23 protein-coding genes are annotated in these 25,170 nt (G+C 72.0%); 12 read left to right on the forward strand and 11 right to left on the reverse strand.

Annotation, left to right across the window (positions count from 1 at the left end; translation table 11 throughout):
* Positions 1-480, forward strand: a 480-nt coding sequence (locus BIV24_RS12600; protein WP_143064603.1) for a LytR C-terminal domain-containing protein, incomplete at its 5' end; no start/stop codon positions are given.
* Here BIV24_RS12600 and mgtA read toward each other — a convergent pair.
* Together mgtA and BIV24_RS12610 are read right to left on the reverse strand one after the other, a co-directional pair.
* The gene (gene mgtA, locus BIV24_RS12605) at positions 471-3,050 is read right to left on the reverse strand and encodes a magnesium-translocating P-type ATPase (RefSeq protein WP_079168229.1); all 2,580 of its coding nucleotides are present in this window, start codon (positions 3,048-3,050) and stop codon (positions 471-473) included. The two genes, BIV24_RS12600 and mgtA, sit on opposite strands and share 10 nt — an antisense overlap.
* The gene (locus BIV24_RS12610) at positions 3,040-3,432 is read right to left on the reverse strand and encodes an ArsR/SmtB family transcription factor (protein ID WP_071366350.1); all 393 of its coding nucleotides are present in this window, start codon (positions 3,430-3,432) and stop codon (positions 3,040-3,042) included. Before BIV24_RS12610 ends, mgtA begins: the two co-directional genes overlap by 11 nt.
* A gap of 239 nt (positions 3,433-3,671) precedes the next feature.
* On the opposite strand from BIV24_RS12610, the gene BIV24_RS12615 reads away from it, so the two are divergent.
* Both BIV24_RS12615 and BIV24_RS12620 read left to right on the forward strand, forming a co-directional pair.
* Positions 3,672-4,541, forward strand: coding sequence for an ion transporter (locus BIV24_RS12615; RefSeq protein WP_071366351.1), 870 nt, complete (start codon positions 3,672-3,674; stop codon positions 4,539-4,541).
* 85 nt (positions 4,542-4,626) lie between these two features.
* On the forward strand, positions 4,627-5,625 hold the full coding sequence (locus BIV24_RS12620; RefSeq protein WP_071366352.1) for a TAXI family TRAP transporter solute-binding subunit: 999 nt from the start codon (positions 4,627-4,629) through the stop codon (positions 5,623-5,625).
* Positions 5,626-5,664: 39 nt separating this feature from the next.
* Here BIV24_RS12620 and BIV24_RS12625 read toward each other — a convergent pair whose 3' ends face one another.
* Together BIV24_RS12625 and BIV24_RS12630 are read right to left on the reverse strand one after the other, a co-directional pair.
* On the reverse strand, positions 5,665-7,086 hold the full coding sequence (locus BIV24_RS12625) for a sensor histidine kinase (RefSeq protein ID WP_071366353.1): 1,422 nt from the start codon (positions 7,084-7,086) through the stop codon (positions 5,665-5,667).
* Between the two features lie 9 nt (positions 7,087-7,095).
* Positions 7,096-7,782: a response regulator transcription factor gene (locus BIV24_RS12630; protein WP_071366354.1), complete on the reverse strand. Its 687-nt coding sequence runs from the start codon at positions 7,780-7,782 to the stop codon at positions 7,096-7,098.
* Between the two features lie 340 nt (positions 7,783-8,122).
* Between BIV24_RS12630 and BIV24_RS12635 the strand changes: the two genes are divergently transcribed.
* From BIV24_RS12635 to BIV24_RS12655, 5 genes are all read left to right on the forward strand, one after another.
* On the forward strand, positions 8,123-8,899 hold the full coding sequence (locus BIV24_RS12635; RefSeq protein WP_071366355.1) for an amino acid ABC transporter ATP-binding protein: 777 nt from the start codon (positions 8,123-8,125) through the stop codon (positions 8,897-8,899).
* 123 nt (positions 8,900-9,022) lie between these two features.
* Positions 9,023-9,856, forward strand: a complete 834-nt coding sequence (locus BIV24_RS12640) for a glutamate ABC transporter substrate-binding protein (protein ID WP_071366356.1) — start codon at positions 9,023-9,025, stop codon at positions 9,854-9,856.
* A gap of 77 nt (positions 9,857-9,933) precedes the next feature.
* Complete coding sequence (locus tag BIV24_RS12645) at positions 9,934-10,599, forward strand: amino acid ABC transporter permease (protein WP_071366357.1); 666 nt, start codon at positions 9,934-9,936, stop codon at positions 10,597-10,599.
* Entirely contained in the window at positions 10,596-11,480 is an 885-nt protein-coding gene (locus BIV24_RS12650; protein ID WP_071366358.1) for an amino acid ABC transporter permease, read from the forward strand. The genes BIV24_RS12645 and BIV24_RS12650 overlap by 4 nt, the downstream gene beginning before the upstream one ends.
* Before the next feature lie 191 nt (positions 11,481-11,671).
* On the forward strand, positions 11,672-13,336 hold the full coding sequence (locus tag BIV24_RS12655) for an FAD-dependent monooxygenase (RefSeq protein ID WP_071366359.1): 1,665 nt from the start codon (positions 11,672-11,674) through the stop codon (positions 13,334-13,336).
* Positions 13,337-13,861: 525 nt separating this feature from the next.
* Here the strand turns inward: BIV24_RS12655 and recX are convergent.
* From recX to BIV24_RS12670, 3 genes are all read right to left on the reverse strand, one after another.
* The gene (gene recX / locus BIV24_RS12660) at positions 13,862-14,632 is read right to left on the reverse strand and encodes a recombination regulator RecX (RefSeq protein ID WP_071366360.1); all 771 of its coding nucleotides are present in this window, start codon (positions 14,630-14,632) and stop codon (positions 13,862-13,864) included.
* A gap of 3 nt (positions 14,633-14,635) precedes the next feature.
* Complete coding sequence (gene recA / locus BIV24_RS12665) at positions 14,636-15,757, reverse strand: recombinase RecA (RefSeq protein ID WP_071366361.1); 1,122 nt, start codon at positions 15,755-15,757, stop codon at positions 14,636-14,638.
* Positions 15,758-16,086: 329 nt separating this feature from the next.
* On the reverse strand, positions 16,087-16,281 hold the full coding sequence (locus BIV24_RS12670; protein ID WP_071366362.1) for a DUF3046 domain-containing protein: 195 nt from the start codon (positions 16,279-16,281) through the stop codon (positions 16,087-16,089).
* Between BIV24_RS12670 and BIV24_RS36025 the strand changes: the two genes are divergently transcribed.
* Positions 16,280-16,414, forward strand: coding sequence for a hypothetical protein (locus BIV24_RS36025; protein WP_281247739.1), 135 nt, complete (start codon positions 16,280-16,282; stop codon positions 16,412-16,414). The genes BIV24_RS12670 and BIV24_RS36025 overlap by 2 nt on opposite strands.
* Positions 16,415-16,451: 37 nt before the next feature.
* Here the strand turns inward: BIV24_RS36025 and BIV24_RS12675 are convergent, their stop codons facing one another.
* Genes BIV24_RS12675 through BIV24_RS12685 form a run of 3 tightly spaced genes read right to left on the reverse strand, consistent with a single transcriptional unit; the run spans position 16,452 to position 18,443 of the window.
* Complete coding sequence (locus BIV24_RS12675; protein WP_071366363.1) at positions 16,452-16,760, reverse strand: AzlD domain-containing protein; 309 nt, start codon at positions 16,758-16,760, stop codon at positions 16,452-16,454.
* Positions 16,757-17,551: an AzlC family ABC transporter permease gene (locus BIV24_RS12680; RefSeq protein ID WP_071366364.1), complete on the reverse strand. Its 795-nt coding sequence runs from the start codon at positions 17,549-17,551 to the stop codon at positions 16,757-16,759. The genes BIV24_RS12675 and BIV24_RS12680 overlap by 4 nt, the downstream gene beginning before the upstream one ends.
* Before the next feature lie 10 nt (positions 17,552-17,561).
* Entirely contained in the window at positions 17,562-18,443 is an 882-nt protein-coding gene (locus BIV24_RS12685; protein WP_071366370.1) for an AraC family transcriptional regulator, read from the reverse strand.
* Positions 18,444-18,554: 111 nt separating this feature from the next.
* Here BIV24_RS12685 and BIV24_RS12690 point away from each other — a divergent pair, with 111 nt between their 5' ends.
* The 3 genes from BIV24_RS12690 (at position 18,555) to BIV24_RS36450 (ending at position 24,937) form a co-directional block, all read left to right on the forward strand.
* The gene (locus BIV24_RS12690) at positions 18,555-23,585 is read left to right on the forward strand and encodes an ATP-dependent helicase (RefSeq protein ID WP_071366365.1); all 5,031 of its coding nucleotides are present in this window, start codon (positions 18,555-18,557) and stop codon (positions 23,583-23,585) included.
* A 143-nt stretch (positions 23,586-23,728) separates the two neighbouring features.
* On the forward strand, positions 23,729-24,565 hold the full coding sequence (locus tag BIV24_RS12695; protein ID WP_071366366.1) for an Fpg/Nei family DNA glycosylase: 837 nt from the start codon (positions 23,729-23,731) through the stop codon (positions 24,563-24,565).
* A 39-nt stretch (positions 24,566-24,604) separates the two neighbouring features.
* Complete coding sequence (locus BIV24_RS36450) at positions 24,605-24,937, forward strand: AfsR/SARP family transcriptional regulator (RefSeq protein ID WP_071366367.1); 333 nt, start codon at positions 24,605-24,607, stop codon at positions 24,935-24,937.
* A gap of 45 nt (positions 24,938-24,982) precedes the next feature.
* Here the strand turns inward: BIV24_RS36450 and BIV24_RS34810 are convergent.
* Positions 24,983-25,170, reverse strand: a 188-nt coding sequence (locus BIV24_RS34810; RefSeq protein ID WP_245766787.1) for a hypothetical protein, incomplete at its 5' end; no start/stop codon positions are given.

Consider the following 25,170-nt stretch of genomic DNA (forward strand, 5'->3'; position numbering starts at 1 on the left):
CTGTGGGCCGCGCTGAAGGCCGACCGCACCATCGACGGCAAGGACGCGAGCGGCAAGAAGCAGACCGACGCAGGGCCCTCCCCGTCCGCCTCCCCGAGCCCCGACGCCACGATCGGCGCCGGTCTGCGTGTCTCCGTCTACAACGGCACCGCGGTCCCGGGCCTCGCCGCCGGCGCCGCGAGAACGCTCACCGCCCACGGGTTCACGGTCACCGGCACCACCACCGCACGCTCCCAGGACCATACGACCACGCGCGTCGAGTACGGCCCCGGCCAGAAGTCCGCGGCCGAGACGACAGCCCTCCTGTTCCCCGGCGCCGAACTGGCACCCGTGACGGCACCGGGCGTCAGCGTGGTCGTCGGCCAGGCGTACGCGGACCATCCCTCTGCCGCCCCCGTGCCGACCGCGATCCCGAGCAGAGTGGCGGACGACGCCCGCTCCGCGGACGACGACCCCTGCTCGAACCTCAGCTACGGCTGACCCGGGCGAGGGCTCTGGCGGCCCTCGCCCCACCGCCGTTCATAGCCCGCCCTGCCCGCCCACAGGGCGATCGCGTACAGGGCGAGGACGGCGGAGAGCAGCAGGTAGTACTTCAGCGGCAGGGCGATCATGCCGAGCAGGGTGCCGAGCGGGGTGAGGGGCAACAGCAGGCCGACGCCGGCAAGGACGGCCGCGGCCCGGCCCACCGGTCCGCGGCCCTCGGCGATGCTCCGGCCGGACCGCAGGAGCAGCATCACCAGGGCCTGGGTGAGCAGGTTCTCGATGAACCACGCCGAGTGGAACACCGTTTCGTCCTCGAGTGTGTCGGGGCCGTACAGCGTGAGCGCGAGCACGCCGAACGTGGCGAGGTCGGCGATGGCATTGAGCGCACCGAACCAGGTGATGAAGCGCAGGAAGTCCCGTGGGCGCAGCACCGTGGGGCGCGCGAGCACACCGGCTGCCGGCCGGTCGTGGGCGAAGGCGAGTTGTGCCGCGTCGAAGCAGAGGTTCTGGGCGAGGACCTGGGCCGGGAACATCGGCAGGAAGGGCAGGAGGAGGCCGGCGGCGAGCATCGCGGCGACATTGCCGAGGTTCGAGGAGAGCGTGACCCGTAGATACGTGGCGATGTTGCCGCTGCTGTGACGGCCGGCGGTGACGGCGTGGTCGATCGCGGTGAGGTCCTTGTGCGCGAGGACCACGTCCGCGCTCTCACGGGCCACGTCGACGGCGTCGCGCGGGGCGATGCCCACATCGGCGGCATGCAGCGCGGGCACGTCGTTGACACCGTCGCCGAGGAAGCCGACGGTGTGCCCGGCCGTGCGCAATGCGGTGACGATCCGCGCCTTGTCCTCGGGGGTGCAGCGTGCGACGACGGTCGCGGTGAGGTCGTCCGTGGCGCGGGCGGTCCGCACGTCGCCGGGGTCGAGCCCGAGATCGCGGCAGGCGCGGGCCGCGGTGCCGGAGTGGTCGCCGGTGAGGATCCTGACGGCGACGCCGTGCGCGGCGAGATCACGTAGGGCCTGCGCGGCGGTCGGGGCGAGGGCGTCCCGGAAGGTGACGAAGCCGCGGAAGGTCAGGCCGCGTTCGTCGGCCGGGGTGTACGGGGCGATGCGGACGGGGCGGTCGGCGGTGGCGACCGCGAGCAGCCGCAGACCGTCCTCCGCCTCATGGGCGGCCCGCGTCAGCAGCCGCTCCCGTTCCGCGGGATCGAGCGCGCAGCGCTCCAGTACGTCCTCGGGTGCGCCCTTGACGACGAGGGTGTGTGTGCCGAGGCTGCCGCGGACCACCGCGGTGGCGAGGCGGCGGACCGGATCGAACGGCAGGGCCGCGACGCCCTCGTGGGATTCCCCGGCGCCCTCGGCCGCGTCCAGGAGCGCCTCGTCGAGGACGTCCGGCTCGGGCAGGTCGGCGAGTTGGAGGGTCCACCAGGCGCCCGTGGCCGCCCAGTGCAGGACGTCGGGCGCGTCGTTCCCGTCCGCGTCCAGCGCCCGTTCGACGACCGGCCGGTCCTGGGTGAGGGTGCCGGTCTTGTCGAGGCACAGGACGTCGATGGCGCCGAGGTCGTGCAGGGCGGGCAGGCGTTTGACGATCACACCGTGGCCGCGGGCGAGGAGCGATGCGCCGCGGGCCAGACAGGTGGTGACGATGACCGGCAGCATCTCGGGGGTGAGGCCGACGGCGACTGCGACGGCGAAGGGCAGCGTCTCCAGGCCCCGGCCGCGCAGCGCCACGTTGGCCATGAGGACCAGCGGCGGGGTGAGCAGCATGAACCGGATCAGCACCCAGGAGATGCCGTGCACGGACCGGTCGAAGGCGCTCGCCCCCCGCCGGGCAGGCCGGGTCTGGGCCCGGGCGAACCGGGTCCGGGCTCCCGTCCGCAGGACGAGCGCGGTGGCACCGCCGGAGGCGACGCTGCTGCCCTGGAAGCAGAGGTAGGGCTGCCCGAAAGGGCCGGCGCCGGGCGGGCCGGGCACGTCGAGTGCGTACTTCGCCACGGGCTCCGACTCACCCGTCAGCGCCGCCTGGTGCACGGTGAGGCCGCTCGCGCGCAGCAGCCGTACGTCGGCGGGCACGAGGTCCCCGGGAGCGAGCCGGATCACATCGCCCGGCACCAGTTCCGCGGAGGGTATCTCCCGCTCTGTCGGCGGCCGGTCACCGTCCGGGCGGCGCAGCACGGTCGCGGTGGCGGCGACCAGATCGCGCAACGCGGCCATCGAGCGGTCGGCCCGGTGCTCGCCGGTGGCGCGCAGCACGCAGCTGACCACGACGAGGGAGAGGATCACACCGGCGGTGCCCCAGGCGGTGACGGTCGCCGAGACCAGGCCGAGGCAGAGCAGGACCGTGGTGAACGGGTCGCGCAGACCGCGGACGAAGAGGCGGGCCCAGGAGGGCGTACGGGCCTCGGGCAGCGTGTTCTCCCCGATGTCCGCGAGCCGTGCCTCCGCCTCCTCGTCGGTGAGCCCGCGAAGGCTGCTCTCGAGCCGGCGCAGTTCCTGGAGGGACGTGGGCTCCCGGGTGTGTGTGCCGGTGTCGGGCGGGGGCGCCGACGGTGCGGCGGTCTCAGAGGCCACGGAGCCGGCGAACCGGGGCGCTGGCCTTCGCGGCGCGGTCGGTGAGCTGGCCGACCATCAGGCGCACCACGGTCACGACATCCGCGTCGTCGACGAAGTACACCTGGCGGCGGCCCTCGCGGCGGGAGCGGACGAGCCCGGCGAGCTTGAGCTTGGTCAGGTGCTGGCTCACGGCCGGCAGTGCGCCGCCGACGCGTTCGGCGAGTCCGGTCACGTCGCTCTCGCCCTGGGCGAGCGCCCAGACGATGTGCAGCCGGGCCGGCGAGGCCAGCAGCCCGAAGGCAGCGGCCGCCTCCGTCAGTACCTCCGCGGACGGATCCTCGAAGCCACCGCCACCTGCCGCCACCGTCGTCCTCCTCTGCGCACCGGGACTTCCGGTCATCTCGTACGAGTCGTCCCAGTCTAGGGGGCCATGGCCGGGACCCCACCGGCCCGAAGGCGCCGCCAGGTGTCCGCGCAGGCCCGGCGCGGCGCCCGGTCCGCCGCCCGCCACCGGCCCACCACCCGTGACCACCCGAACTACGGTGCTGTAGAAGTCTCTCGGGAAGCATGATCACCGAACAGGCCCGACCATCGCCCCGGTCGGCGGCCCCGTGCGGTACGGAGGGACGGACGAGAACGATGACGGACGTGACCGCCGGGCGGCTCTCCGCCCGCGAGACGCTGGCGCGGCGATGCCGTGCCCTCATCGGGAGGCGCTGGTTCGCCGTCACCGTCTTCACCCTGATCCTGGTGAACGCCGGGCTCCTCGGACTGGAGACGTACAGCGGTGTGGCCGAGGACTGGCACCGCTGGTTACGTCTCGCCGAGCACCTCTGCGTCGCCGCGTTCACCGTGGAGATCCTGCTGCGGCTCGCGGCCCACGCGGACCGTCCGGCGGACTTCTTCCGCGACCCGTGGAACCTGTTCGACCTCGCCGTCGTGGTGAGCGCGTTCCTGCCGGTGGTCCGCGAGAACACCACGGTCCTGCGGCTCCTGCGGCTGGCCCGCGTCCTGCGCACCGCCCGTTTCCTGCCCCAGTTGCGCATCATCATGGTGGCCGTCGTCCGCAGCCTCCCCGGCACCCTGAGCTTCCTGCTGGTCGGAGCCCTGCTGCTGTACGTGTACGCCATGATCGGCTGGGTCTTCTTCGCCCGTGCCGACCCCGAGCATTTCGGCTCCATAGGCCGCGCCGTCCTCACCCTGTTCCTGCTGATGACCCTGGACGGCATCGGCGACGCGGTCCACGGGGGCCTGGAGGTCTCGCGCTGGAGCATCGTCTACTACGCCTCGTACGTCCTGTTCGCCTCCTTCGTCCTCGTCAACGTCCTGATCGGTGTCGTCATCACCTCCCTCGACGAGGCCCGCGACCTGGAGAAGGCGCAGCAGGGCGGGCCGGAACAGCCGTCGTCCGCCCTGCGCGACCGCATCGCCACCGCCCGCCGCGCGCTGGACGACCTGGAACGCGAACTCGACCTGCGGCACCCGCCCGAATCCGGGCAGCCGATGTAGCCACCGGTGCTCCGGGTGCGTCGGGTCGAGCCGTTGTGACCCCTGCCCTGGTCAGCGGTGCGGGCGGGCTGGCAGGATCGCGCTCATGCTCCAGGCAGTCCCTCGTATCGGCAGGCGCCGCGCGCTGCTGCTCTCCGCGGCCGTGTGTGCGGTCCTCGGGCTGCTGCTGTGGTGGCTGCTGCCGATCGGCGCGCGTTCCCCGAGCGGCACGGTCACCTTCAGCACGGGCACCCCGACCGGCGTCTACCAGAAGTACGGCACCCTGCTGCGGACCGCGATCGCCAAGGACCTGCCGGAGCTGGACGTACGCCTGCTGAACAGCGACGGGTCGCAGGAGAACGTCCAGCGGGTCGCCACCGGCAAGGCCGACTTCACGATCGCCGCGGCCGACGCGGTGGAGGCGTACATGCTGGAGGACAAGCCGGGCACCGCCCGACTGCGCGGCTGCGCACGGTTGTACGACGACTATGTGCATCTGGTGGTGCCGCGCTCGTCGCCGGTGCAGTCCGTGGCGGACCTGAAGGGCCGCGCCGTCGCCGTCGGACCCGGCGGGTCGGGGGTGCGGCTGATCGCCGACCATGTACTCACGGCGGCCGGACTCGACCCGAAGAAGGACATCGAACCGCTGTCCGCCGGCATCGGGACCATGCCCGGCCTGCTGAAGCAGCACCGGATCGAGGCGTTCTTCTGGTCGGGCGGGCTGCCCACCGGCGCGATCACTCAGCTGTCGAACGACTTCGCGATCCGGCTGGTGCCGATCGGCAGCGATCTGGTGGCGAAACTGCACGCGCAGGGCGGTGCCTCACGCTACTACCGGGCCGCGGTGATGCCCGCCGACGCCTATCCGTTGGCCGAGAACGGCTCGTCCGTGCAGACCGTGGCCGTCGCGAACATCCTGGTGACCCGCGAGGACATGAACGCGGACCTCACCGAGAGGCTCACCCACAAGGTGATCGACAGCCGCGACCGCATCGGTGCCCAGGTCCACGCGGCCCAGCTGGTGGACCTGCGCTCGGCGATCTACACGGATCCGCTGGAGCTGCACGAGGGCGCACGGCGGTACTACCAGTCGGTGAAACCGTAGCTTCGGGGGCCGGGACGCACCGGGACGGCGGGAGCGTTCTCACACGCCGTCCTGGCCGGCGTGCCTGACCGTCCGCGGAACCGTCACCGTCACCTTCAGCCCGTGCGGTTCGTGGTGCGCGTACGAGATCGACCCGTTGCCCGCCGCCAGCAGCGCCCGCGAGATCGACAGCCCGAGCCCCGATCCCTTGATGTTCTGGTGCGCCGGGCTGCGCCAGAACCGGTCGCCGACGCGGGCCAGTTCTTCCTCGCCGAGGCCCGGACCGCCGTCGGTGACCACGACTGTGGCGGTCTCGCCGCCCGCCTCGACCCGTACCTCGACGCACCGTTCCCCGGGCGTGAACTTCACCGCGTTGTCGATGACCGCGTCCAGCGCGCTGGACAGCGTGACCGGGTCGGCCCAGGCGGTGGTGGCCGGGCAGTTCCCGGTCAGCCGTACGCCCTTGGCCTGTGCGGCCGGCCCCCAGGCCGCGACGCGCTCGGCGGCCAGCGCGCCGATGTCGGTGATCTGGAGGTCCACCTCGGCGTGCTCGGCGAGCGCCAGGTCGAGCAGGTCGTCCAGGACCTCTGCGAGGCGCTTGCCCTCCATGCGGACCGAGGCGACCTCCTCGTTGCCCTCGGGCAGTTCGAGGGCGAGCAGCTCGATGCGCAGCAGCAGCGCGGACAGCGGATTGCGCAACTGGTGGGAGGCATCGGCGACGAACGCGCGCTGCTGCTCCAGGACGCTTTCGACGTTGTCCGCCATCTCGTTGAACGACCGGGCCAGACGCCGCAGTTCCGGCGGCCCGCCGGCCGCCGCGACCCGCGACTTCAGGCTGCCGGTCGCGATGTCGTGGGTCGTGGCGTCCAGGATCCGTACGGGCCGGAGCACCCAGCCGGTCAGCCGCAGCGCCGCCCCCACGGCGAGCAGCATCGCGGCGGCCTCACCGGCCCCGATGAGCAGCCAGCCGCGCAGGATCCTCGAACGCATCTGCCCCGTGGGCGAGTCGGTGACGACGACGGCGACGACGTCGCCGTCGCGGATGACCGGGGAGGCGACCACCAGCCCGTTGCGCTGCCACGGCCAGACCTGCTCGGGGTCGTGACTGCGGCGCCCGAGCAGGGCTTCGTTGAAGGCGTCACGGCCCTCGCCGACCCCGGGCAGGTACCAGTTCTCGGGCGCGTTGGCCATCGGCACGTCGTCCCGGTAATAGACCCCGGCACGGATGCCGTACACGCTGTAGTACATGGCGAGTTCCTTGCGCAGGGTCTCGCCGCGCTCGTCCGTGACGGTCGTCCGGGAGCCGGTGGGCCGGTCGGTGACGAACTGCGCGAGGGCCGCGAAGCGGGCCGTGTCGTCGATGCGGTCGACGACGACACGCTGCTGCTCCGCCGCCGCGAGGCTCACCGCGAGCGGGACGCCGAGCGCGAGCAGCACCGCCGCCATGAGGACGATGAGCAGCGGAAGCAGTCGGGCGCGCACCCGTACCCGCTAAGCGGCCGGGGCGACGAGCCGGTACCCGACGCCGCGCACGGTCTCGATCAGCGCGGGCATGCGCAGCTTGGAGCGCAGGGAGGCGACGTGCACCTCCAGGGTGCGCCCGGTCCCCTCCCAACTGGTGCGCCACACCTCGCTGATGATCTGCTCACGGCGGAACACCACGCCGGGGCGCTGGGCGAGCAGGGCGAGCAGGTCGAACTCCTTGCGGGTCAGCTGGATCGCCGAACCGTCCACGCTGACCTGACGGGTGGGGAGTTCGATGCACACGGGGCCGAGGTGAAGCGCGGTCCGGGTGGATCCGGTGTCGTCCTGGTGCGGGATGCGCCGGCTGACGGCATGGATCCGGGCGAGCAGTTCCCCGGTGTCGTACGGCTTGACCACATAGTCGTCGGCACCGAGGTTGAGGCCGTGGATCCGGGAGCGGACGTCGGAGCGCGCGGTGACCATGATCACCGGGGTGCTGGTGCGCTTGCGGATCTTGCCGCACACCTCGTAACCGTCCTGGTCGGGCAGGCCCAGGTCGAGCAGGACGACGCCGAAGCCGGCCCCCTCGGGGACCAGCGCCTGAAGGGCCTCCTCGCCGCTGCGGGCATGCGTGACGTCGAAGCCGTGCCGGGCGAGCACCGCGGACAGGGCGGCCGCGACGTGGTTGTCGTCCTCGACGAGGAGCAATCTCATGCCGGCCTCCCCCGGTCCCTCGGCTGTACGGCCCCTGGTCGCTCCCAGCCCGTACCCCGGCCTGCTGTTGTCTTCGCTGCCATACGTCCTGGATGCGAACGCGTACACAGACGCGCGTGCACGATGGCAGTCACGCTGATGAACGAGGACGGCGTCAAGAGGCTTCCGGTTGCAAACGGCATCCGTTATCCAGCCGGTACGCACCAATAGAGCGACAGCTACACCATGCGTCCGTTCGATGCCGGATTGTGATGCTCAGATCTCCCTCAGATGTGATGACGCTGGTGGTGCGGACTTATTACTCTCCTCCGAAACCGATTGAGGACGGAGCCAGTCAGCAATGACCGAAGCATCGATGGTCAAGGACTCGGTGGCCACGACCGACGAACTGGTCGTCCTGAAGAGCATCAACAAGCACTTCGGCGCGTTGCACGTGCTCCAGGACATCGACCTGACCATCGCTCGGGGCGAGGTCGTCGTGGTCATCGGCCCCTCGGGGTCGGGCAAGTCCACCCTGTGCCGCACGATCAACCGCCTGGAGACCATAGATTCAGGCGAGATCCTGATCGACGGCAGGCCGCTGCCCCAGGAGGGCAAGGAGCTGGCCCGGCTGCGCGCCGACGTCGGCATGGTCTTCCAGTCCTTCAATCTCTTCGCGCACAAGACGGTGCTCGAGAACGTGATGCTGGGCCAGATCAAGGTCCGCCGGACGGACAAGCAGAAGGCCGAGGAGAAGGCGCGAGCCCTGCTCGACCGGGTCGGGGTGGGCGCGCAGGCCGACAAGTACCCCGCGCAGCTGTCCGGTGGCCAACAGCAGCGCGTCGCGATCGCTCGCGCGCTGGCGATGGACCCCAAGGTCATGCTCTTCGACGAGCCGACGTCGGCCCTGGACCCCGAGATGATCAACGAGGTCCTGGAGGTCATGCAGCAGCTCGCCCGAGACGGCATGACCATGGTCGTCGTCACCCATGAGATGGGCTTCGCCCGTTCGGCCGCCAACCGGGTGGTCTTCATGGCCGACGGCCGCATCGTCGAAGAGGCCGCGCCGGAGCAGTTCTTCAGCAACCCGCGCAGCGACCGGGCGAAGGACTTCCTGTCGAAGATCCTTCACCACTGACGGCCCGCACCCCGTCACCGGCGATCCACGTCACCGGCCGCCGACGGCCCGCTTCACGGGCCGCCGGCGGTCCGCTTCACGGACCTCGGTCCGCATCTCTTCACCACGCAAAGGATGTTCACCATGAAGCTCCGCAAGGTCACCGCGGCCACGGCCGTCGTCCTCGCCCTCGCCGTCTCCGCCACTGCCTGCGGCAAGGACGACAAGAAGGACGGCGGTTCCTCCGGCGGCAAGAAGATCAAGATCGGCATCAAGTTCGACCAGCCCGGTCTCGGTCAGAAGACGCCGCAGGGGTACACCGGCTTCGACGTGGACGTCGCCACCTACGTCGCCAAGGAGCTCGGCTACAACGCGGACCAGATCGAGTGGAAGGAGTCGAAGAGCATGGACCGCGAGACCATGCTGCAGCGCGGTGACGTCGACTTCATCGCCGCCACGTACTCGATCAATGACGAGCGCGAGAAGAAGGTCGACTTCGCCGGCCCGTACCTTCTCGCCCACCAGGACGTGCTGGTTCGCGCCGACGACAACAGCATCAAGTCGCCCGAGGACCTGAACTCCAAGAAGCTGTGCTCGGTGACGGGCTCCACCTCGGCGCAGAACGTCCACGACAAGCTCGCCCCGAAGGCCAACCTCCAGGAGTACCCGACGTACTCGGCCTGTCTGACGGGTCTGCAGAACAAGGCCATCGACGCGCTCACCACCGACGACTCGATCCTCGCCGGCTACGCCTCGCAGGCCGCCTTCAAGGGCAAGTTCAAGCTCGGCGGCCTCAAGATGACCAACGAAAACTACGGCATCGGCGTCAAGAAGGGCAGCGACCTCAAGGCGAAGATCAACACCGCCCTGGAGAAGATGGTCGCGGACAAGTCGTGGCAGCAGGCCGTGGACAAGAACCTCGGCCCCGCGAACTACAAGAACGAGCCCGCGCCGAAGATCGGCAACATCGTCAAGTAATCCGGGCCTGACATGGTGCGCCGCCCCTTGGGGGGCGGCGCACCGGGCCTGTCCGACACGCGGAAGCGCGGGACCTCATGTTCGACTTTCTTGATCACTACGACCTGCTGGGAGCGTTCTGGACGACGGTGCAGCTCACCGTCCTCTCCGCGATCGGCTCCCTGATCTGGGGCACGGTGCTGGCCGCCATGCGGGTCGGCCCGGTGCCGGTGATGCGCGGTTTCGGGGCCGCCTACGTGAACATCGTGCGGAACACCCCGCTGACCGTGATCATCCTGTTCACCTCGCTGGGACTCAACCAGACCCTGGGCATCAGCCTCGGCGCGACCAACTTCGACATCATCAACTTCCGGCTCGCGATACTCGGTCTGACCGCCTACACCGCGGCGTTCGTGTGCGAGGCGCTGCGGGCAGGCATCAACACCGTGCCCGTCGGACAGGCGGAGGCGGCCCGTGCGCTGGGGCTGAGCTTCCCCCAGGTGCTCTCGCTGGTGGTGCTGCCGCAGGCGTTCCGCTCGGTCGTGGGTCCGCTGACGAACGTGCTGATCGCGCTCACCAAGAACACCACGGTGGCGGCGGCGATCGGTGTCGCCGAGGCGGCCTTGCTGATGAAGAAGATGATCGAGAACGAGGCCCAGCTCCTGCTGATCTCCGCGGTGATCGCCTTCGGGTTCGTGTGTCTGACGCTGCCGACTGGCCTGATCCTCGGCTGGGTGGGCAAGAAGGTGGCGGTGAAGCGATGAGTTCCGTCCTGTACGACGCCCAGGGCCCCAGGGCCAAGCGGCGCAACGTCCTCTACACGGTGGGGTTCCTGCTCGCCGCGGCCGCCGTGCTGTGGTGGGTGATCACCGGCCTCAACGACAAGGACCAGCTCACCTGGGACAAGTGGAAGCCGTTCCTCGGCGGCACGGAGGCGTGGTCGACGTACATCTGGCCGGGGCTGCAGAACACCCTCAAGGCGGCGGCCCTGTCGATGCTCATCGCGCTGCCGCTGGGTGCGGTCCTCGGCATCGCACGGCTCTCGGAGCATGCCTGGGTACGGGTTCCGGCCGCGATCGTGGTGGAGTTCTTCCGGGCCATCCCGGTGCTCGTCCTGATGATCTTCGGCCTCGCCCTGTTCGCCCAGTACACGAACGTCAGCTCGGACGACCGTCCGCTGTACGCCGTGGTCACGGGCCTGGTCCTCTACAACGCCTCGGTCCTCGCGGAGATCGTCCGGGCGGGCATCCTGTCCCTGCCGAAGGGCCAGGGCGAGGCCGCGCTGGCGATCGGTCTGCGCAAGAACCAGGTGATGCGGTTCATCCTGCTGCCGCAGGCGGTCACCGCGATGCTGCCGGCGATCGTCAGCCAGCTCGTCGTGATCGTGAAGGACACGGCGCTCGGTGGCGCGGTGCTCACCTTCCCCGAAATGCTGGCGTCCGTCTCGCCGATGAGCTCGTACTACGGTGCCAACACCATCGCCAGCTTCACGATCGTGGCCGTCATCTACATCGCCATCAACTTCGCCCTGACGAGCTTCGCCGGCTGGCTGGAGAAGCGGCTGCGCCGGGGCAAGAAGTCGACCGGAGCGGTGCTGCCCCCTGCGGCGGTCGCGGGAACGGCGTCGACCGGAGCGTCCGTCTGACGACTGTTCAGTCCTGTTGCTCTACGGGGGCAGTGGTGTGATCGCCGCTGCCCCCGTCGCTTGACGCGGGCAGCGGCAGTGGGTTGCATACGTTCTGTGATCGTGCACCCCGCTCCAACTGCCTGTTCCCTTGTGTTCCTCCGGAAGTCCGTGTTCCTCAGGACGTCGCTCAGGGCAGGGGGCGCCGCGCCGTGGACCCGGTGATCATCGTCGGAGCGGGGCCCGTGGGGCTGTCGCTCGCGCTGGCGCTGGCACGCCAGGAGGTGCCGTCCGTGGTCCTCGACGAGGGCCCGGGCAAGGATGAACAGCGGGCCGCGCGCACCGTCGTGCTACGCGAGGACACCGCCGCCCTGATGGAACGGCTGAGCGGGGTGCCGCTCGCCGGGGCGGGACTGCGCTGGAGCGGCTGGCGGTCGATGCGGCGCAAACAGGTGACGCGGGAGGTCGTCTTCGATGCTGTCGATGCCGCGCAGGAGCACGAGGGCCGCAAGGACGCCGCCGATGCGCCCGACGCCGCCGAGGGGCCGGCCCCGCTGCACATCGCCCAGCACGTCCTCACGGGTGCCCTGCGCCAGGCCGTCGCCGGACAGCGGCTGGTCAAGGTCGCGGTGGAGAGCCGGCTGGACTCCCTCGAGCAGGAACCGTCCGGCGTCACGGCCCACACCCGCGGCCCCCGGGGCACGTGGTGGCGCGGTAGTTACCTGGTCGGCTGCGACGGATCGCGTTCGACGGTGCGCAAGTTGCTCGACATCCGCTTCCCGGGCCGTACGGCCGTGGAGCGGCACGCCGTGGCGGCCCTGCGCACCGAACTGCCCCGGCCCGGCGAGGCGTTGCTGCACCGGATGCCGCCGTGGCGGACACCGGGCCCCGCGGTCGGCGAGGTCATGGCACGCCCACTGCCCGATGACGTATGGCGCCTGGACTGGTTGCTGCCGCCGGGCAAGGACCTGGTCACACCCGATCTGCTGCTGACCCTCGTCCGGGAGACCCTCGCGGGCTGGAGCGGGGGCACCACCCCGGCGTACGACCTGCTGGACACGGGGGTCCACCTCGTCCACCACCGGCTCGCCCGCCGTTGGCGCGCCGACCGGGTCTTCCTCGCCGGGGACGCCGCCCATCTGCTCGGCGCTCTCGGCACACAGGGCCTGGACGAGGGCCTCAGAGACATCGGCAACCTCGCGTGGAAGCTGGCGCTGGCCTGGCACCACGGCCCGCACGAGGCGCTGCTCGACAGCTACCAGGCGGAGCGCCGCGCCGTGGTCGCGGCCCGGCTGCGCGCCGCCGACCAGGCCCTTCCGGCACTGCGCGGCGGCGGGGGCCTGCGTTCGTACATGCCCGGGTCCGCCCGCGGCCATGACGCCCTGCTCGCGGACGGCCATCTGGGGCGCGGAGCGCTGGGCGCGCCGGAGACGTACACGGCCTCACCGCTCGCGCCGCCGCGCACCGAGTCGGCGGTATCTCCGGCCACCGAGCCCGGGGCCCAGGTCGTGGACGTACGGGTGACGGCCGAGGACGGCTCCTTCGTGCGGCTGCGGGACCGGCTGGGGCGCGGCACGCTGCTGGTGGTGCTGGTCGCCCCGGGCACGGGCGTGTGGGAGCGCAAACACTGGGTGTCGGCCGGGATCATGCCCCGGCTGGCGGCGGCGGTGACGGCCCTGCCGCACCCCGCGGAACTGCTGGTCGCCGAAAGCTACCCGGGCGCGGCGGCCCACACCGTCCTGCTGATCCGCCCGGACGGCCATCTGGTCGCGGCACTGAGCGGAGTCCGTCCCGCAGAGCTGTACCAGGCCACGGAGGCGACGCTGGGCGGCCCGGCGAAGACGGAGGCCACGGAGGCCACGGCGGGCGCGAGCTGACCGGGGCGGGCCGGCTCAGGGGGGTGTGAGCTGCCTGGTCCGGCGTCTTCAGCGGGGATTGACCCCACCTTGGGATGCGGGAAGCGGATCGTGGGGTTGGGGGCCGGATCAGGACCCTGGAGCACGTCCTAGCCGCCGGACTCGGTCGGCGCCCCCGCGCGTCCACCGTGCCCGGGGCCCGCGTCCGATGCGCCCAGTCCCCACCGAGCCCTGGTGCAATGCCGTGCCGCCGGGGGTGGCGGCGCCGGTTCATTGACGTCCTCTCCTGCCCGAGGGCAGGAGATTGCGGTCCGCACCGCTACGCGGTGCCATCTCGGGTTCCTGCTTCACCGGCCCTTGCCGCTCTCCGGGGAGATCGGTCTTACAGGGGCCTGCACAGGCGTCACTTTCCGCCCGTCCGGCGGTAGATCCGACAACTCCGTCATCGGATGACGCAAGCGTAGCCTTGCCGCTGTGGCCCTCCGGGCCGCAAGGGACCGGATGCCCTTCACCTCCACCCTGAAGGGTGGAGCACTGGGCAAGTGTTCAGTAGCGCTCGTCCAGCCCCTCCGTGTCCTCCCCCTCCTCCGCCAGGGCCTGGCGGACCACGCGCAGGGCCATCCCCTCGGAGTAGCCCTTGCGGGCGAGCATGCCCGCGAGGCGGCGCAGGCGCTTGTCGCGGTCGAGTCCTCGCGTGGCGCGCAGCTTGCGGGCGACGAGCTCGCGCGCGGTCGCCTCCTCCTGCTCCGCGTCGAGCTGCTCCACCGCTTCGTCGATCAAGGCGGAGTCCACGCCCTTTGTCCGCAACTCCCGCGCGAGCGCCCGGCGGGCCAGGCCCCGGCCGTGGTGCCGGGACTCCACCCAGGCGTCCGCGAAGGCACCGTCATCGATCAGGCCGACCTCCTCGAACCGCGACAGCACCTCGTCCGCCACGTCCTCGGGGATCTCCCGCTTGCGCAGGGCGTCCGCGAGCTGCTTGCGCGTGCGCGGGGTCCCGGTGAGCAGACGCAGACAGATCGCCCGCGCCCGTTCGGCCGGGTCCCCGGAGGACTCCCCCTCCTCGGCCCTCGACGAGGAGGGGGAGCCTCCGTCCTGTGGGCCGCCGGCCGCTTCCCCGACGCCGCGCCGCCGGCCCCTTCGGCGCCCCCCGCGCGCACCGTCGTAGCCACCTGGGAAGCCCTCGTACGCACCGCCGTCGCCGCGTAGCGTGCCGTACGGTCCATCGCCGTCCCCGACGGCCCCCCCGTCGCCCCGGCTCCACCGCCGCTGCGCGGCGCCGGGGTGGGCGTCCTCGGCCCAGTCGGTTCGTCGTGTCATGGGCTAGTTCTTGGCTGCCGAAGCCTTGGACTTGGTGGCCTTGGCCGCGGGCGCCGTCTTGGCGGAGTCCCCGGCCGCGGGGGTGGCACCCGCCGCGTCCGCGCCCGGCTCGGTGGCGGGAGCCTCCGGGTGCACGCCGACGCCCAGCTTCTCCTTGATCTTCTTCTCGATCTCGTTGGCCAGGTCGGGGTTGTCCTTCAGGAAGTTGCGCGCGTTCTCCTTGCCCTGGCCGAGTTGGTCGCCCTCGTACGTGTACCAGGCGCCGGCCTTGCGGACGAAGCCGTGCTCGACGCCCATGTCGATCAGGCCGCCCTCGCGGCTGATGCCCTGCCCGTAGAGGATGTCGAACTCGGCCTGCTTGAAGGGCGGGGCGACCTTGTTCTTGACGACCTTGCAACGCGTGCGGTTACCGACGGCCTCCGTGCCGTCCTTCAGGGTCTCGATGCGGCGGATGTCGATACGCACCGAGGCGTAGAACTTCAGCGCCCGGCCACCCGTCGTGGTCTCCGGGGAGCCGAACATCACGCCGATCTTCTCGCGCAGCTGGTTGATGAAGATCGCGGTGGTCTTGGACTGGTTGAGCGCGCTGGTGATCTTCCGGAGGGCCTGGCTCATCAGGCGGGCCTGCAGACCCACATGGCTGTCGCCCATCTCACCCTCGATCTCCGCACGCGGGACGAGCGCGGCGACGGAGTCGATGACGATGAGGTCGAGCGCGCCGGAGCGGACCAGCATGTCCACGATCTCCAGCGCCTGTTCGCCGTTGTCCGGCTGGGAGAGGATCAGGTTGTCGACGTCGACGCCCAGCTTGCGCGCGTACTCGGGGTCGAGGGCGTGCTCCGCGTCGACGAACGCGACCTGGCCACCTGCCTTCTGCGCGTTCGCCACCGCGTGCAGGGTCAGGGTCGTCTTACCGGAGGACTCCGGTCCGTAGATCTCCACCACGCGGCCGCGCGGCAGGCCACCGACGCCGAGAGCCACGTCGAGCGCGGTCGACCCGGTCGGGATGACCTCGATGGGCTCCTTCGACCGCTCGCCCATGCGCATGACCGCGCCCTTGCCGAATTGCCGTTCAATCTGTGCGAGCGCGGCGTCCAGGGCCTTCTCGCGGTCGGTTCCTGCCATGGGTTCCACCCGGTTTGCTTGAGTCGATCGCTTCACGTCAAAGACGCTAACGCCTGCCACTGACAATGCGCCCCGACGCCTGTCCGGCCTGTGGATAACTCGGGCGCTTCCCCAGAAATCGTGAAGAAATCCCCGCCGAGAACCCCACCGGAGCCTCCATAAGAATGGATGTTCGATTTTTGTGTCAAGCGCCTGCCGGGCCGCTCCGGCACGCGCACACGGACTGAAAACGCGCCTGTTCCTCAGCCCCCGAGCCCCTGCTTCCCAGGGCATACGGGACCCGTGCCGGTACTTGCCCGCGTCGGCCCGACTGCCGTCCCCGGAGCCCTTCAGCGCTTTTCGTGCGGCACGCCCATGGCCGTGCACACCGCGCGCCACACGTCCTTGGCCTCCCAGCCGGCGTCCAGCGCCTGGTGCACCGTGCGCCCGTCGAGTTCCGACATCACGTGATCGCGCGCGAAGGAGTCGGCGTACCCCTCGCCGAAATGATCCGCCATCCGCTGCCAGAAGACCGTCAACCGCATGACTCCAGTATCCCGCCTCCGAGAGCGGGTCCGGGCCGGTACCGCTCGCCCTCCGGGCACCGCCCTGGAGTGCCGCCTGCTCGTGGCCAACGAGGCGCTGCGCACCCTGCGGGCACAGGGGACCCTCCGCTGACCGCGCAACCACGCGCGCGTGCCACCGGGCCGTCCACTCAGCCCGTCATCGCCCGCACCCCCGCCGTCACCACGACGGCCGCGGCGACGACCAACAGGAAGGGGGCGCGCAGCAGCAGAGCCACAGCGGCCGCCGCGAGTCCCGCGGCCCTGGCGTCCAGCACGAGGCCGCGGCCGTCGGCGAAGGTCTGCTGGGCAGTGAGAGCGGCCAGCAGGGCCACCGGCAGCAGGGCTGCGAGCCGCTGCACGAGCGGGCGCTCCAGGACTCCGGCGGGGACCAGCAGGCCGATGAGTTTGGCGGCGTAGCAGCCGACGGCGGTCACACCGATCGCGATCCAGATGTTCAACGGTCTTCCCTCGGTGCGTCGTTCTGTGCGTCGTTCCTGTCGCCGTTCTGCACGTCGTCCCCGGCTGTCCCCTTGCCGTGGTCCTTCCGCCGGCCCTCCGCGTAGAGGACGGCCGGGGCCGCCAGTGCCGCCACCAGGACCGGAACGCCTGCGGGCAGGACCGGCAGCAGGCCGAGCCCGAGCACCACGGCCGCGCCCGCCACGGCGCGCTCGGTGGTGGTCTTCAGCATCGGCGCGAGCAGCGCGAGAAACACCGCGGGCCCCGCGGCGTCCAGGCCCCACGCGTCCGTATTGCCGACGGCCTGCGCCCCGACCGCCCCGAGGAGCGTGGTCAGATTCCACAGCACGTAGAGGGTGAGCCCGGTGACGGTGAAGCCGATGCGGACGCTGCGCCGCGACGGCTGGGCGAGCGCGACCGCGGTGGTCTCGTCGATGACCCACTGGGCGGCGAACGGCCGCACCGCGCGCCGCAGGGCCAGCAACTGTGACAGGCGCAGCCCGTAGAAGGCGTTGCGCACGCCCAGGAAGAAGGCGCCCGCGGCCGCCGTGAACGGGTTGCCCCCGGCGGCGAGCGCGCCCACGAGGGCGAACTGCGAGGCTCCGGTGAACACCAGGAGGCTGAGCGCGCAGGTCTGCACAGGCGTGAGCCCGCTGCCGGCCGAGGTCACCCCGAAGGCAAAGCCGGACAGCCCTACGGCGACCCCGACTCCGAGGGCGTCCCGGACGACGGCGGCGTCCGGCTTTCCGCCGTCTTCCCTGCGTATGTCTGCGCGAGCGGTCTGTTCTGCCACGCTCGGGACGCTACGAGCGGCCGCTCCCGCGGGTCTTGTACGTTCTTGCGCTCGGGGCGCGCCGGCCCTCGCACTCGCGTTCCCGTTGGTACGCCCCGGGAGGCACACCCACGATGCGGGTGAAGTGGCGGTTGAGGTGCGGCTGGTCGGTGAACCCGACGGCGACGGCCGCCTGGGCGGGTGCGGTGCCGACGTCCAGGAGGTGGCGGGCCCGGCGGACACGGGCGTCGGTCAGCCAGGCGTGCGGCGGCATGCCGTAGGTGTCACGGAAGGCACGCAGCAGTGCGAACGGGCTGGTGCCGAGATCGGCCGCGAGCCGCTCCAGGGTCGGCGGCTCGGCCATCCGCTCCTCGAGTACGGCACGCGCGCATGCGGCGGCGCGGGCGCCCGCGGTACGCACGGCGCGCTGCGGCATCGGCCCGCCGTTCAGGCGGAGCAGCCGGGTCACGGCAACCCGCAGCAGGGTGTCGGCAGCGAGCGCATTGCCCTCGTCCGCGGCCCGAAGCACCTCGTGGACCAGACCGACGGCGTACGAGTCCTCCAGCACCGGGCAGGCGAAGCCCGGGGTGCCGCGGAGGGTGGTTGTCTCGGCGGCGATCTCGGCCACCAAGTCCGGCGACGGGTAGACGGCCCCGTATTGCCAGCCCTCGGGTCCGCCGGCCCGGCCCGTGTGCGGGGTATCGGGGTTGACCAGTGCCAAGGCGCCCGGCCCCGCGTACTGGTCGGCGCCACCGTGGTGGAAGATCTCGACGCCGTCGGCGATGGCCGCGATCACGAAGTTCTCGTGGGTGTGCCGCAGGAAGGTCTTGCGGATGTAGCGGGCCCGCAGCAGGTCGACACCGGGCAGTTCCTCGTACCGCCAGTGCCGCGCACGCTCCCCGGAACCCGCCATGGACCCCATTCTGCGTCACCGCCGGGCGGCCCGTGACCACTCCCCGGTGTCCTCGCGAGGACATTCACGCAGGTCAGGGGCTTTGTCAGCGGGCGGGTGCAGGATGGATCCATGGTCAGTTCCGCACACCGAGCCCTGGACGGCTTCTCGCCCGCGACCCGCGGCTGGTTCACGGGGGCGTTCTCCGCGCCCACCGCGGCCCAGGCCGGGGCATGGCGCGCCATCGCCGAGGGATCGGACGTGCTCGTGGTCGCCCCGACCGGCTCCGGCAAGACACTGGCCGCGTTCCTCGCCGCGCTCGACCAGCTGGCGTCCGTCCCACCGCCGGCCGATCCCAAGAAGCGCTGCCGGGTGCTGTACGTGTCCCCGCTGAAGGCCCTCGCGGTGGACGTGGAGCGGAATCTGCGCAGTCCGCTCACGGGCATCCGCCACGAGTCGGTGCGGCTCGGCCTGCCCGAGCCGGAGGTGAAGGTGGGAATCCGCTCCGGCGACACCCCGGCCGCCGAGCGCCGCGCCCTGGCCACCCGCCCACCGGACATCCTGATCACCACGCCGGAATCGCTGTTCCTGATGCTGACGTCGGCCACGCGCGACGCGCTGACGGGCGTGGAGACGGTGATCCTGGACGAGGTGCACGCGGTGGCGGGCACCAAGCGGGGCGCGCATCTGACGCTCTCCCTGGAGCGGCTCGACGAACTGCTGCCGAGGCCCGCGCGCCGCATCGGCCTGTCCGCCACCGTGCGCCCGGTGGACGAGGTGGCCCGCTTCCTCTCCCCGCGCCGCAAGGTGGAGATCGTCCAGCCCGAGTCCGGGAAGGAGTTCGATCTCTCCGTGGTCGTCCCCGTCGAGGACCTCGGCGAGCTGGGCGGCTCCCCGGTCGCCGACGCGGCCGAGGGCGGGGAGCGCCCCTCCATCTGGCCGCATGTGGAGGAGCGGATCGCCGATCTGGTCCAGGCCCACCGCTCCACGATCGTGTTCGCCAACTCGCGCCGTCTCGCGGAGCGGCTGTGCAACCGGCTCAACGAGATCGCATACGAGAGGGCCACCGGCGAGACGCTCGCGGAGCACCACGCGCCCGCCGAGCTGATGGGCGGTTCGGGCGCGGCCCAGGGCGCGCCTCCGGTGCTCGCCCGCGCCCACCACGGCTCGGTCTCCAAGGAGCAGCGCGCCCTGGTGGAGGAGGACCTCAAGGCGGGCCGGCTGCCCGCCGTGGTCGCCACCTCCAGCCTGGAGCTGGGCATCGACATGGGTGCGGTGGACCTCGTCGTCCAGGTCGAGTCGCCGCCGTCCGTGGCCTCCGGGCTGCAGCGCGTGGGCCGCGCCGGGCACCAGGTCGGCGCGGTCTCCACGGGCGTGGTCTTCCCCAAGTACCGCGGCGACCTCGTGCAGTCCGCCGTGGTCACCGAGCGGATGCGCACCGGAGCGATCGAGTCGCTGAAGGTTCCGGCGAACCCGCTGGACGTACTCGCGCAGCAGCTCGTCGCCATGACCGCGCTCGACACCTGGCAGTTCGACGACCTCCTCGCCACGGTCCGCCGGGCGGCCCCCTTCGCCTCTCTCCCCGAATCGGCGTTCACGGCGGTACTGGACATGCTCGCCGGCCGCTATCCCTCCGACGCCTTCGCGGAGCTGCGCCCGCGGGTGGTGTGGGACCGGCTCGCCGGCACGATCACCGGCCGCCCGGGCGCCCAGCGACTGGCCGTCACCTCCGGGGGCACGATCCCGGACCGCGGGCTGTTCGGCGTCTTCCTTGCCGGGGCCGATCCCAAGAAGGGGGGCGGCCGGGTCGGCGAGCTGGACGAGGAGATGGTGTACGAGTCCCGGGTCGGGGACGTGTTCACGCTGGGCACCAGCTCCTGGCGGATCGAGGACATCACACGCGACCGCGTCCTGGTCTCCCCCGCACCCGGCGTCCCCGGCCGGCTGCCCTTCTGGAAAGGTGACCAGCTGGGCCGCCCGCTCGAACTGGGCCGTGCGGTGGGCGCGTTCCTGCGCGAGGTGGGCTCGCTGCCCGCGCAGGACGCGCGGCTGAGGCTGCTGGCAGCGGGACTCGACGCCTGGGCCGCGGACAACGTGCTGTCGTACCTGGACGAACAGCGCGAGGCCTGCGGCCATGTGCCCGACGACCGCACGATTGTCGTCGAGCGGTTCCGCGACGAGCTGGGCGACTGGCGGGTCGTCGTGCACTCCCCCTTCGGCGCCCAGGTCCATGCCCCGTGGGCTCTCGCGCTGGGCGCCCGGCTGGCCGAGCGATACGGCATGGACGCCCAGGTCATGCACGCCGACGACGGCATCGTGCTGCGCCTGCCCGACATCGATCTGATGAGCCTGGATCTGCTCGACCAGGAGCCACCGAGGGGCACCCCTTGGGACAAGGCGGCCGGCGCCGAACAGGCGCCCGTCGGCGCAGCGGACGTCGTCTTCGACAAGGGCGAGGTCGACCAGATCGTCACCGACCAGGTCGGCGGCTCTGCCCTGTTCGCGTCCCGGTTCCGGGAGTGCGCCGCCCGCGCGCTGCTGCTGCCGCGCCGCAGTCCCGGCAAGCGCACCCCGCTGTGGCAGCAGCGCCAGCGCGCCGCCCAACTCCTCCAAGTTGCCAGCGAGTTCGGCTCGTTTCCCATCGTCCTGGAAGCCGTCCGCGAATGCCTCCAGGACGTCTTCGACGTCCCCGGACTCGCGGAGCTGATGGGCGACATCGAATCCCGCAAGGTGCGGCTGGTCGAGGTCACCACGCCGGAGCCGTCACCCTTCGCCCGCTCACTCCTGTTCGGGTACGTCGCGCAGTTCCTCTACGAGGGGGACTCGCCGCTTGCCGAGCGGCGCGCCGCCGCGCTGTCGCTGGACTCCCGGCTGCTGGCCGAGTTGCTGGGCCAGGCGGAGCTGCGCGAGCTGCTCGACGCCGAGGTCCTGACCGAGCTGGAGCGTGAGCTGCAGTGGCTCGCCGAGGACCGGCGCGTCAAGGACATCGAAGGCGTCGCGGACGTCCTGCGGCTGCTGGGACCGCTCACCGACGCGGAACTCGCGGAGCGTGGCGCCGAGTCACACTGGGCCCGGGAGCTGGGCGCCGCCCGCCGTGCCATCAAGGTCCGCATCGCGGGCATGGACCACTGGGCGGCGATCGAGGACGCGGGCCGGCTGCGCGACGCGCTCGGCACAGCACTGCCGGTGGGCGTCCCGGAAGCCTTCACGGAGCCGGTCAAGGACCCGCTCGGCGACCTCCTCGCACGGTACGCGCGCACGCACGGCCCCTTCACCTCGGCCACCGCGGCCGCGCGGTTCGGACTCGGCGTGGCCGTCACGGAGGGCGCGTTGCAGCGGCTCGCGGCGTCCGGCCGGATCGTGCAGGGGGAGTTCCATCCGGCGGGCATCGGCCAGGAGTGGTGCGACGCGGCGGTGCTGCGCAGGCTGCGGCGCCGTTCGCTGGCCGCGCTGCGGCACGAGCTGGAGCCGGTGGCGCCGGCCGCGCTGGCGCAGTTCCTGCCGCAGTGGCAGCACATCGGCGGCGGACACGAACTGCGGGGCGTCGACGGACTGGTGCGGGCGATCGAGCAGTTGCAGGGTGCGTCCGTGCCCGCGTCCGCCCTGGAGAAGCTCGTCCTGCCGTCCCGTGTGTCGCACTACACGCCCGGAATGCTGGACGAGCTCACGGCCGCCGGCGAGGTGGTGTGGGCAGGCGCGGGCGCGCTGCCCGGCAAGGACGGCTGGGTCTCGCTGTATCTGGCGGACGCGGCCCCGCTGCTCCTGCCCGCTCCGCACCCGCTGGAGCTGACCGCCCTCCACCAGTCGGTCCTGGATGCCCTCTTGGGGGGTTACGGCCTGTTCTTCCGCCAGATCGCCGACCGGGTCCGTGCCACGACGCACCCGGACGTCACGGACCCGCAACTGGCCGACGCGATCTGGGACCTGGCCTGGTCGGGGCTGCTGACGAACGACACGCTCGCGCCGATGCGGTCGCTGCTCGGCTCGGGCCGCACCGCGGGCTCCACCGCCCACCGAGCCAAGCGCGCGGTCCCGCGCGGGCGGTACGGCTCTTTGACGGCCGCCGCCCGCCCCCAGTCCCGTACGGGCCCGCCGACCGTCGCGGGCCGCTGGTCGTTGCTCCCCGCCATCGAGGCCGACCCCACCGTCCGTGCCCACGCCCTGGCCCGGGCCCTGCTGGACCGGCACGGCGTGGTGACCCGGGGCGCGGTGGCCTCGGAGGGGGTGGAGGGCGGCTTCTCAGCGACCTACCGAGTCCTGTCCGCCTTCGAGGAGAGCGGTCAGGCACGGCGCGGCTATGTAGTCGAGGGGCTCGGCGCGGCACAGTTCGCGATGGACGGCGCGGTGGACCGGCTGCGCGCGGTGGCGAACGCACGCGAGCGGTGCGAGCCGCTGCCGGCCCCGGGCGCAGCAGCAGGACCCGGCGCCGGAATCGGCTCCCCGAACGGACCCACCGGGGGTGGCGGATACCCCTTCGCCCCGGCCGGTACTCCCGGCACCGGGCACGGCGCGCCCGGCGGCCCGGACACCGCCTCCGGCTACTACTACCGCCCGGACGGCCCGGCAGACGCCGCTCCCCACGACGATCTCGCGGATTCGTTCGCCACCGGCGCCGCCGACGTCTTCGACACTGGCCGGGCGCTCCCGGACCCGCTGTCGGCCCCGGGTTCCGGAGGCCCGCGATCGGACTCCGGCTTCTCCGCCGCGGACGCCGGGGCCCGCTCCCCTTACGGACAGGGCCTGCCGCCGAACCGCACCCGCTCCACCGGTTCTCCCCGGGCCGTCGTGCTCGCCGCTGCCGACCCGGCGAACGCGTACGGCTCGGCGCTGCCCTGGCCCGAGCCGCCGACGGGCGCGGGGCACAAACCGGGCCGCAAGGCGGGCTCGCTGGTGGTCCTGGTCGACGGCGACCTGGTCCTCTACATGGAGCGCGGCGGCAAGACCCTGCTGGCCTGGCCCTCCGCCCCGCAGGCGGGGCCGATGGAGGACGACCGTCTGAGCACGGCCACCGAGGCCCTCGCGGCAGCCGCACGGGCGGGCTCCCTCGGCACGGTCACGGTGGAGCGGGTCAATGGCGCCTCCGCCCTCTCGTCCCCGTTCGGCATCGTCCTGGAGGGCGCGGGCTTCATAGCGACCCCGCGAGGGCTGCGTATCCGCGCGTGAGCCCGCGGCGCGCTCCGGCGCGAGAAACAGCGTCGTCCCAGCGCTCCTGCGCCACCCCCGCGGACGGTGCAGGACCGGGCACGGCCCAGCTCGGGCGCGGGCGCACCACCGGTCGGCGTCCCCCGGCATGTCACGCTTGACCCATGCCCGAAGGTGACACCGTCCACCAAGCCGCGAAGCGTCTGCACGGGGCGCTGGCGGGCAAGGTGCTGACCCGTTCCGACCTCCGGGTGCCCAAGTACGCCACCACCGACCTCACCGGGCGTACCGTGCTGGACGTCACCCCGCGCGGCAAGCACCTGCTCACCCGTATCGAGGGCGGGCTCACGCTGCACTCGCACCTGAAGATGGACGGCGCGTGGAAGGTCTACGCGCCGGGGCAGCGCTGGAGCGGCGGCCCCGCCCATCAGATCCGGGCCATCCTCGGCACCACCGACCGTACGGCCGTCGGTTACCGCCTGCCCGTCCTGGAACTCCTGCGCACCGCCGACGAGCACCGTGCCGTGGGCCACCTCGGCCCCGACCTTCTGGGCCCCGACTGGGACCCCGGCCGGGTGCTGGAGAACCTGCTGCGGGACCCCTCCCGCCCGCTCGGCGAGGCCCTCCTCGACCAGCGCAACCTGGCCGGCATCGGCAATGTCTACAAGAGCGAGCTGTGCTTCCTGCTGGGCGCGAACCCCTGGCTCCCCATCGGCGACCTCCGCGCCGAGCGCGCCGCCCGTCTGCCCGCCCTCGCCAAGAGGCTCCTGGAGGCGAACCGCGACAGCCCTGCGCGCAGCACCACCGGACGGCGCGAGCAGAGACTCTTCGTGTACGGCCGCGCTTCCCGCCCCTGCCTGCGCTGCGGGACCCCGGTCCGGGTGGCCGAACAGGGCGACGGCTCCCGTGAGCGCCCCACCTACTGGTGCCCGGCCTGCCAGTCGGGCCCGGCCCCGGACACCACGGACCGGATCGACACCCGCCCCTCCAGACGCATTTGACGGCCCATCAGGTGCATCTCGGCGATCGGGTAGCGCGCGGTGTTCTCCAACGCCAAGCAGCCGCAGGGCGCGGTCGACCCGATCGCCGCCGCCCTGATGCGGGCGCTGTACCGGGCGGGCCGCCAGTCGGACGCCATCGACCAGTACCACCGCACCCGCGGCCTCCTCGCCGACGAGCTGGGCGTCGACCCGGGGCCCGCGCTGCGCGAGGCGTACGCGGAGGCATTCAGCGGTGGCCGCTCCGCCCCGCACTCGGCCATCCCCGGAGCGGCACCCGCATCCGCCGGGCGAGGAACTCCATCGCCTCGCCCGGCCCTCCGATCGCCCGAACGGGTTACGCGACAGGGGCGCACCACCGCTTGCGGCAGGTGACACGTGGACACCCGGGACACCGCTCACCCCGTGTGCGCGCCCCTTTCAGGCCCCCCGCGCGGCCTGCCACCGCCGCCGGGGCCGCACCCGTCGGTCCGGCCCGGCCGCCCCCACGGCCCGTGCCTTGGGAACGCAGTGCACCGGCAGCAGGCTCAGCCCCCACCCCCCGGTCACGACGGCCCCCTCCAGCACCCCGGCGTCGGGCGCCAGCACGAGCCGGAGCAACCCCCACC

The sequence above is a fragment of the Streptomyces colonosanans genome, assembly GCF_001866645.1.
In the GTDB taxonomy this organism is placed as follows: Bacteria; Actinomycetota; Actinomycetes; order Streptomycetales; family Streptomycetaceae; genus Streptomyces; species Streptomyces colonosanans.

What these genes read in the sequence shown, in the direction of transcription:
- BIV24_RS12610 (WP_071366350.1), bottom strand. Translation starts at nt 3,432, where the DNA reads ATGACCGGAAGTCCCGGTGCGCAGAGGAGGACGACGGTGGCGGCAGGT.
- BIV24_RS12615 (WP_071366351.1), top strand. Translation starts at nt 3,672, where the DNA reads ATGACGGACGTGACCGCCGGGCGGCTCTCCGCCCGCGAGACGCTGGCG.
- BIV24_RS12620 (WP_071366352.1), top strand. Translation starts at nt 4,627, where the DNA reads ATGCTCCAGGCAGTCCCTCGTATCGGCAGGCGCCGCGCGCTGCTGCTC.
- BIV24_RS12630 (WP_071366354.1), bottom strand. Translation starts at nt 7,782, where the DNA reads ATGAGATTGCTCCTCGTCGAGGACGACAACCACGTCGCGGCCGCCCTG.
- BIV24_RS12635 (WP_071366355.1), top strand. Translation starts at nt 8,123, where the DNA reads ATGACCGAAGCATCGATGGTCAAGGACTCGGTGGCCACGACCGACGAA.
- BIV24_RS12640 (WP_071366356.1), top strand. Translation starts at nt 9,023, where the DNA reads ATGAAGCTCCGCAAGGTCACCGCGGCCACGGCCGTCGTCCTCGCCCTC.
- BIV24_RS12645 (WP_071366357.1), top strand. Translation starts at nt 9,934, where the DNA reads ATGTTCGACTTTCTTGATCACTACGACCTGCTGGGAGCGTTCTGGACG.
- BIV24_RS12650 (WP_071366358.1), top strand. Translation starts at nt 10,596, where the DNA reads ATGAGTTCCGTCCTGTACGACGCCCAGGGCCCCAGGGCCAAGCGGCGC.
- recX (WP_071366360.1), bottom strand. Translation starts at nt 14,632, where the DNA reads ATGACACGACGAACCGACTGGGCCGAGGACGCCCACCCCGGCGCCGCG.
- recA (WP_071366361.1), bottom strand. Translation starts at nt 15,757, where the DNA reads ATGGCAGGAACCGACCGCGAGAAGGCCCTGGACGCCGCGCTCGCACAG.
- BIV24_RS36025 (WP_281247739.1), top strand. Translation starts at nt 16,280, where the DNA reads ATGACTCCAGTATCCCGCCTCCGAGAGCGGGTCCGGGCCGGTACCGCT.
- BIV24_RS12670 (WP_071366362.1), bottom strand. Translation starts at nt 16,281, where the DNA reads ATGCGGTTGACGGTCTTCTGGCAGCGGATGGCGGATCATTTCGGCGAG.
- BIV24_RS12685 (WP_071366370.1), bottom strand. Translation starts at nt 18,443, where the DNA reads ATGGCGGGTTCCGGGGAGCGTGCGCGGCACTGGCGGTACGAGGAACTG.
- BIV24_RS12690 (WP_071366365.1), top strand. Translation starts at nt 18,555, where the DNA reads ATGGTCAGTTCCGCACACCGAGCCCTGGACGGCTTCTCGCCCGCGACC.
- BIV24_RS12695 (WP_071366366.1), top strand. Translation starts at nt 23,729, where the DNA reads ATGCCCGAAGGTGACACCGTCCACCAAGCCGCGAAGCGTCTGCACGGG.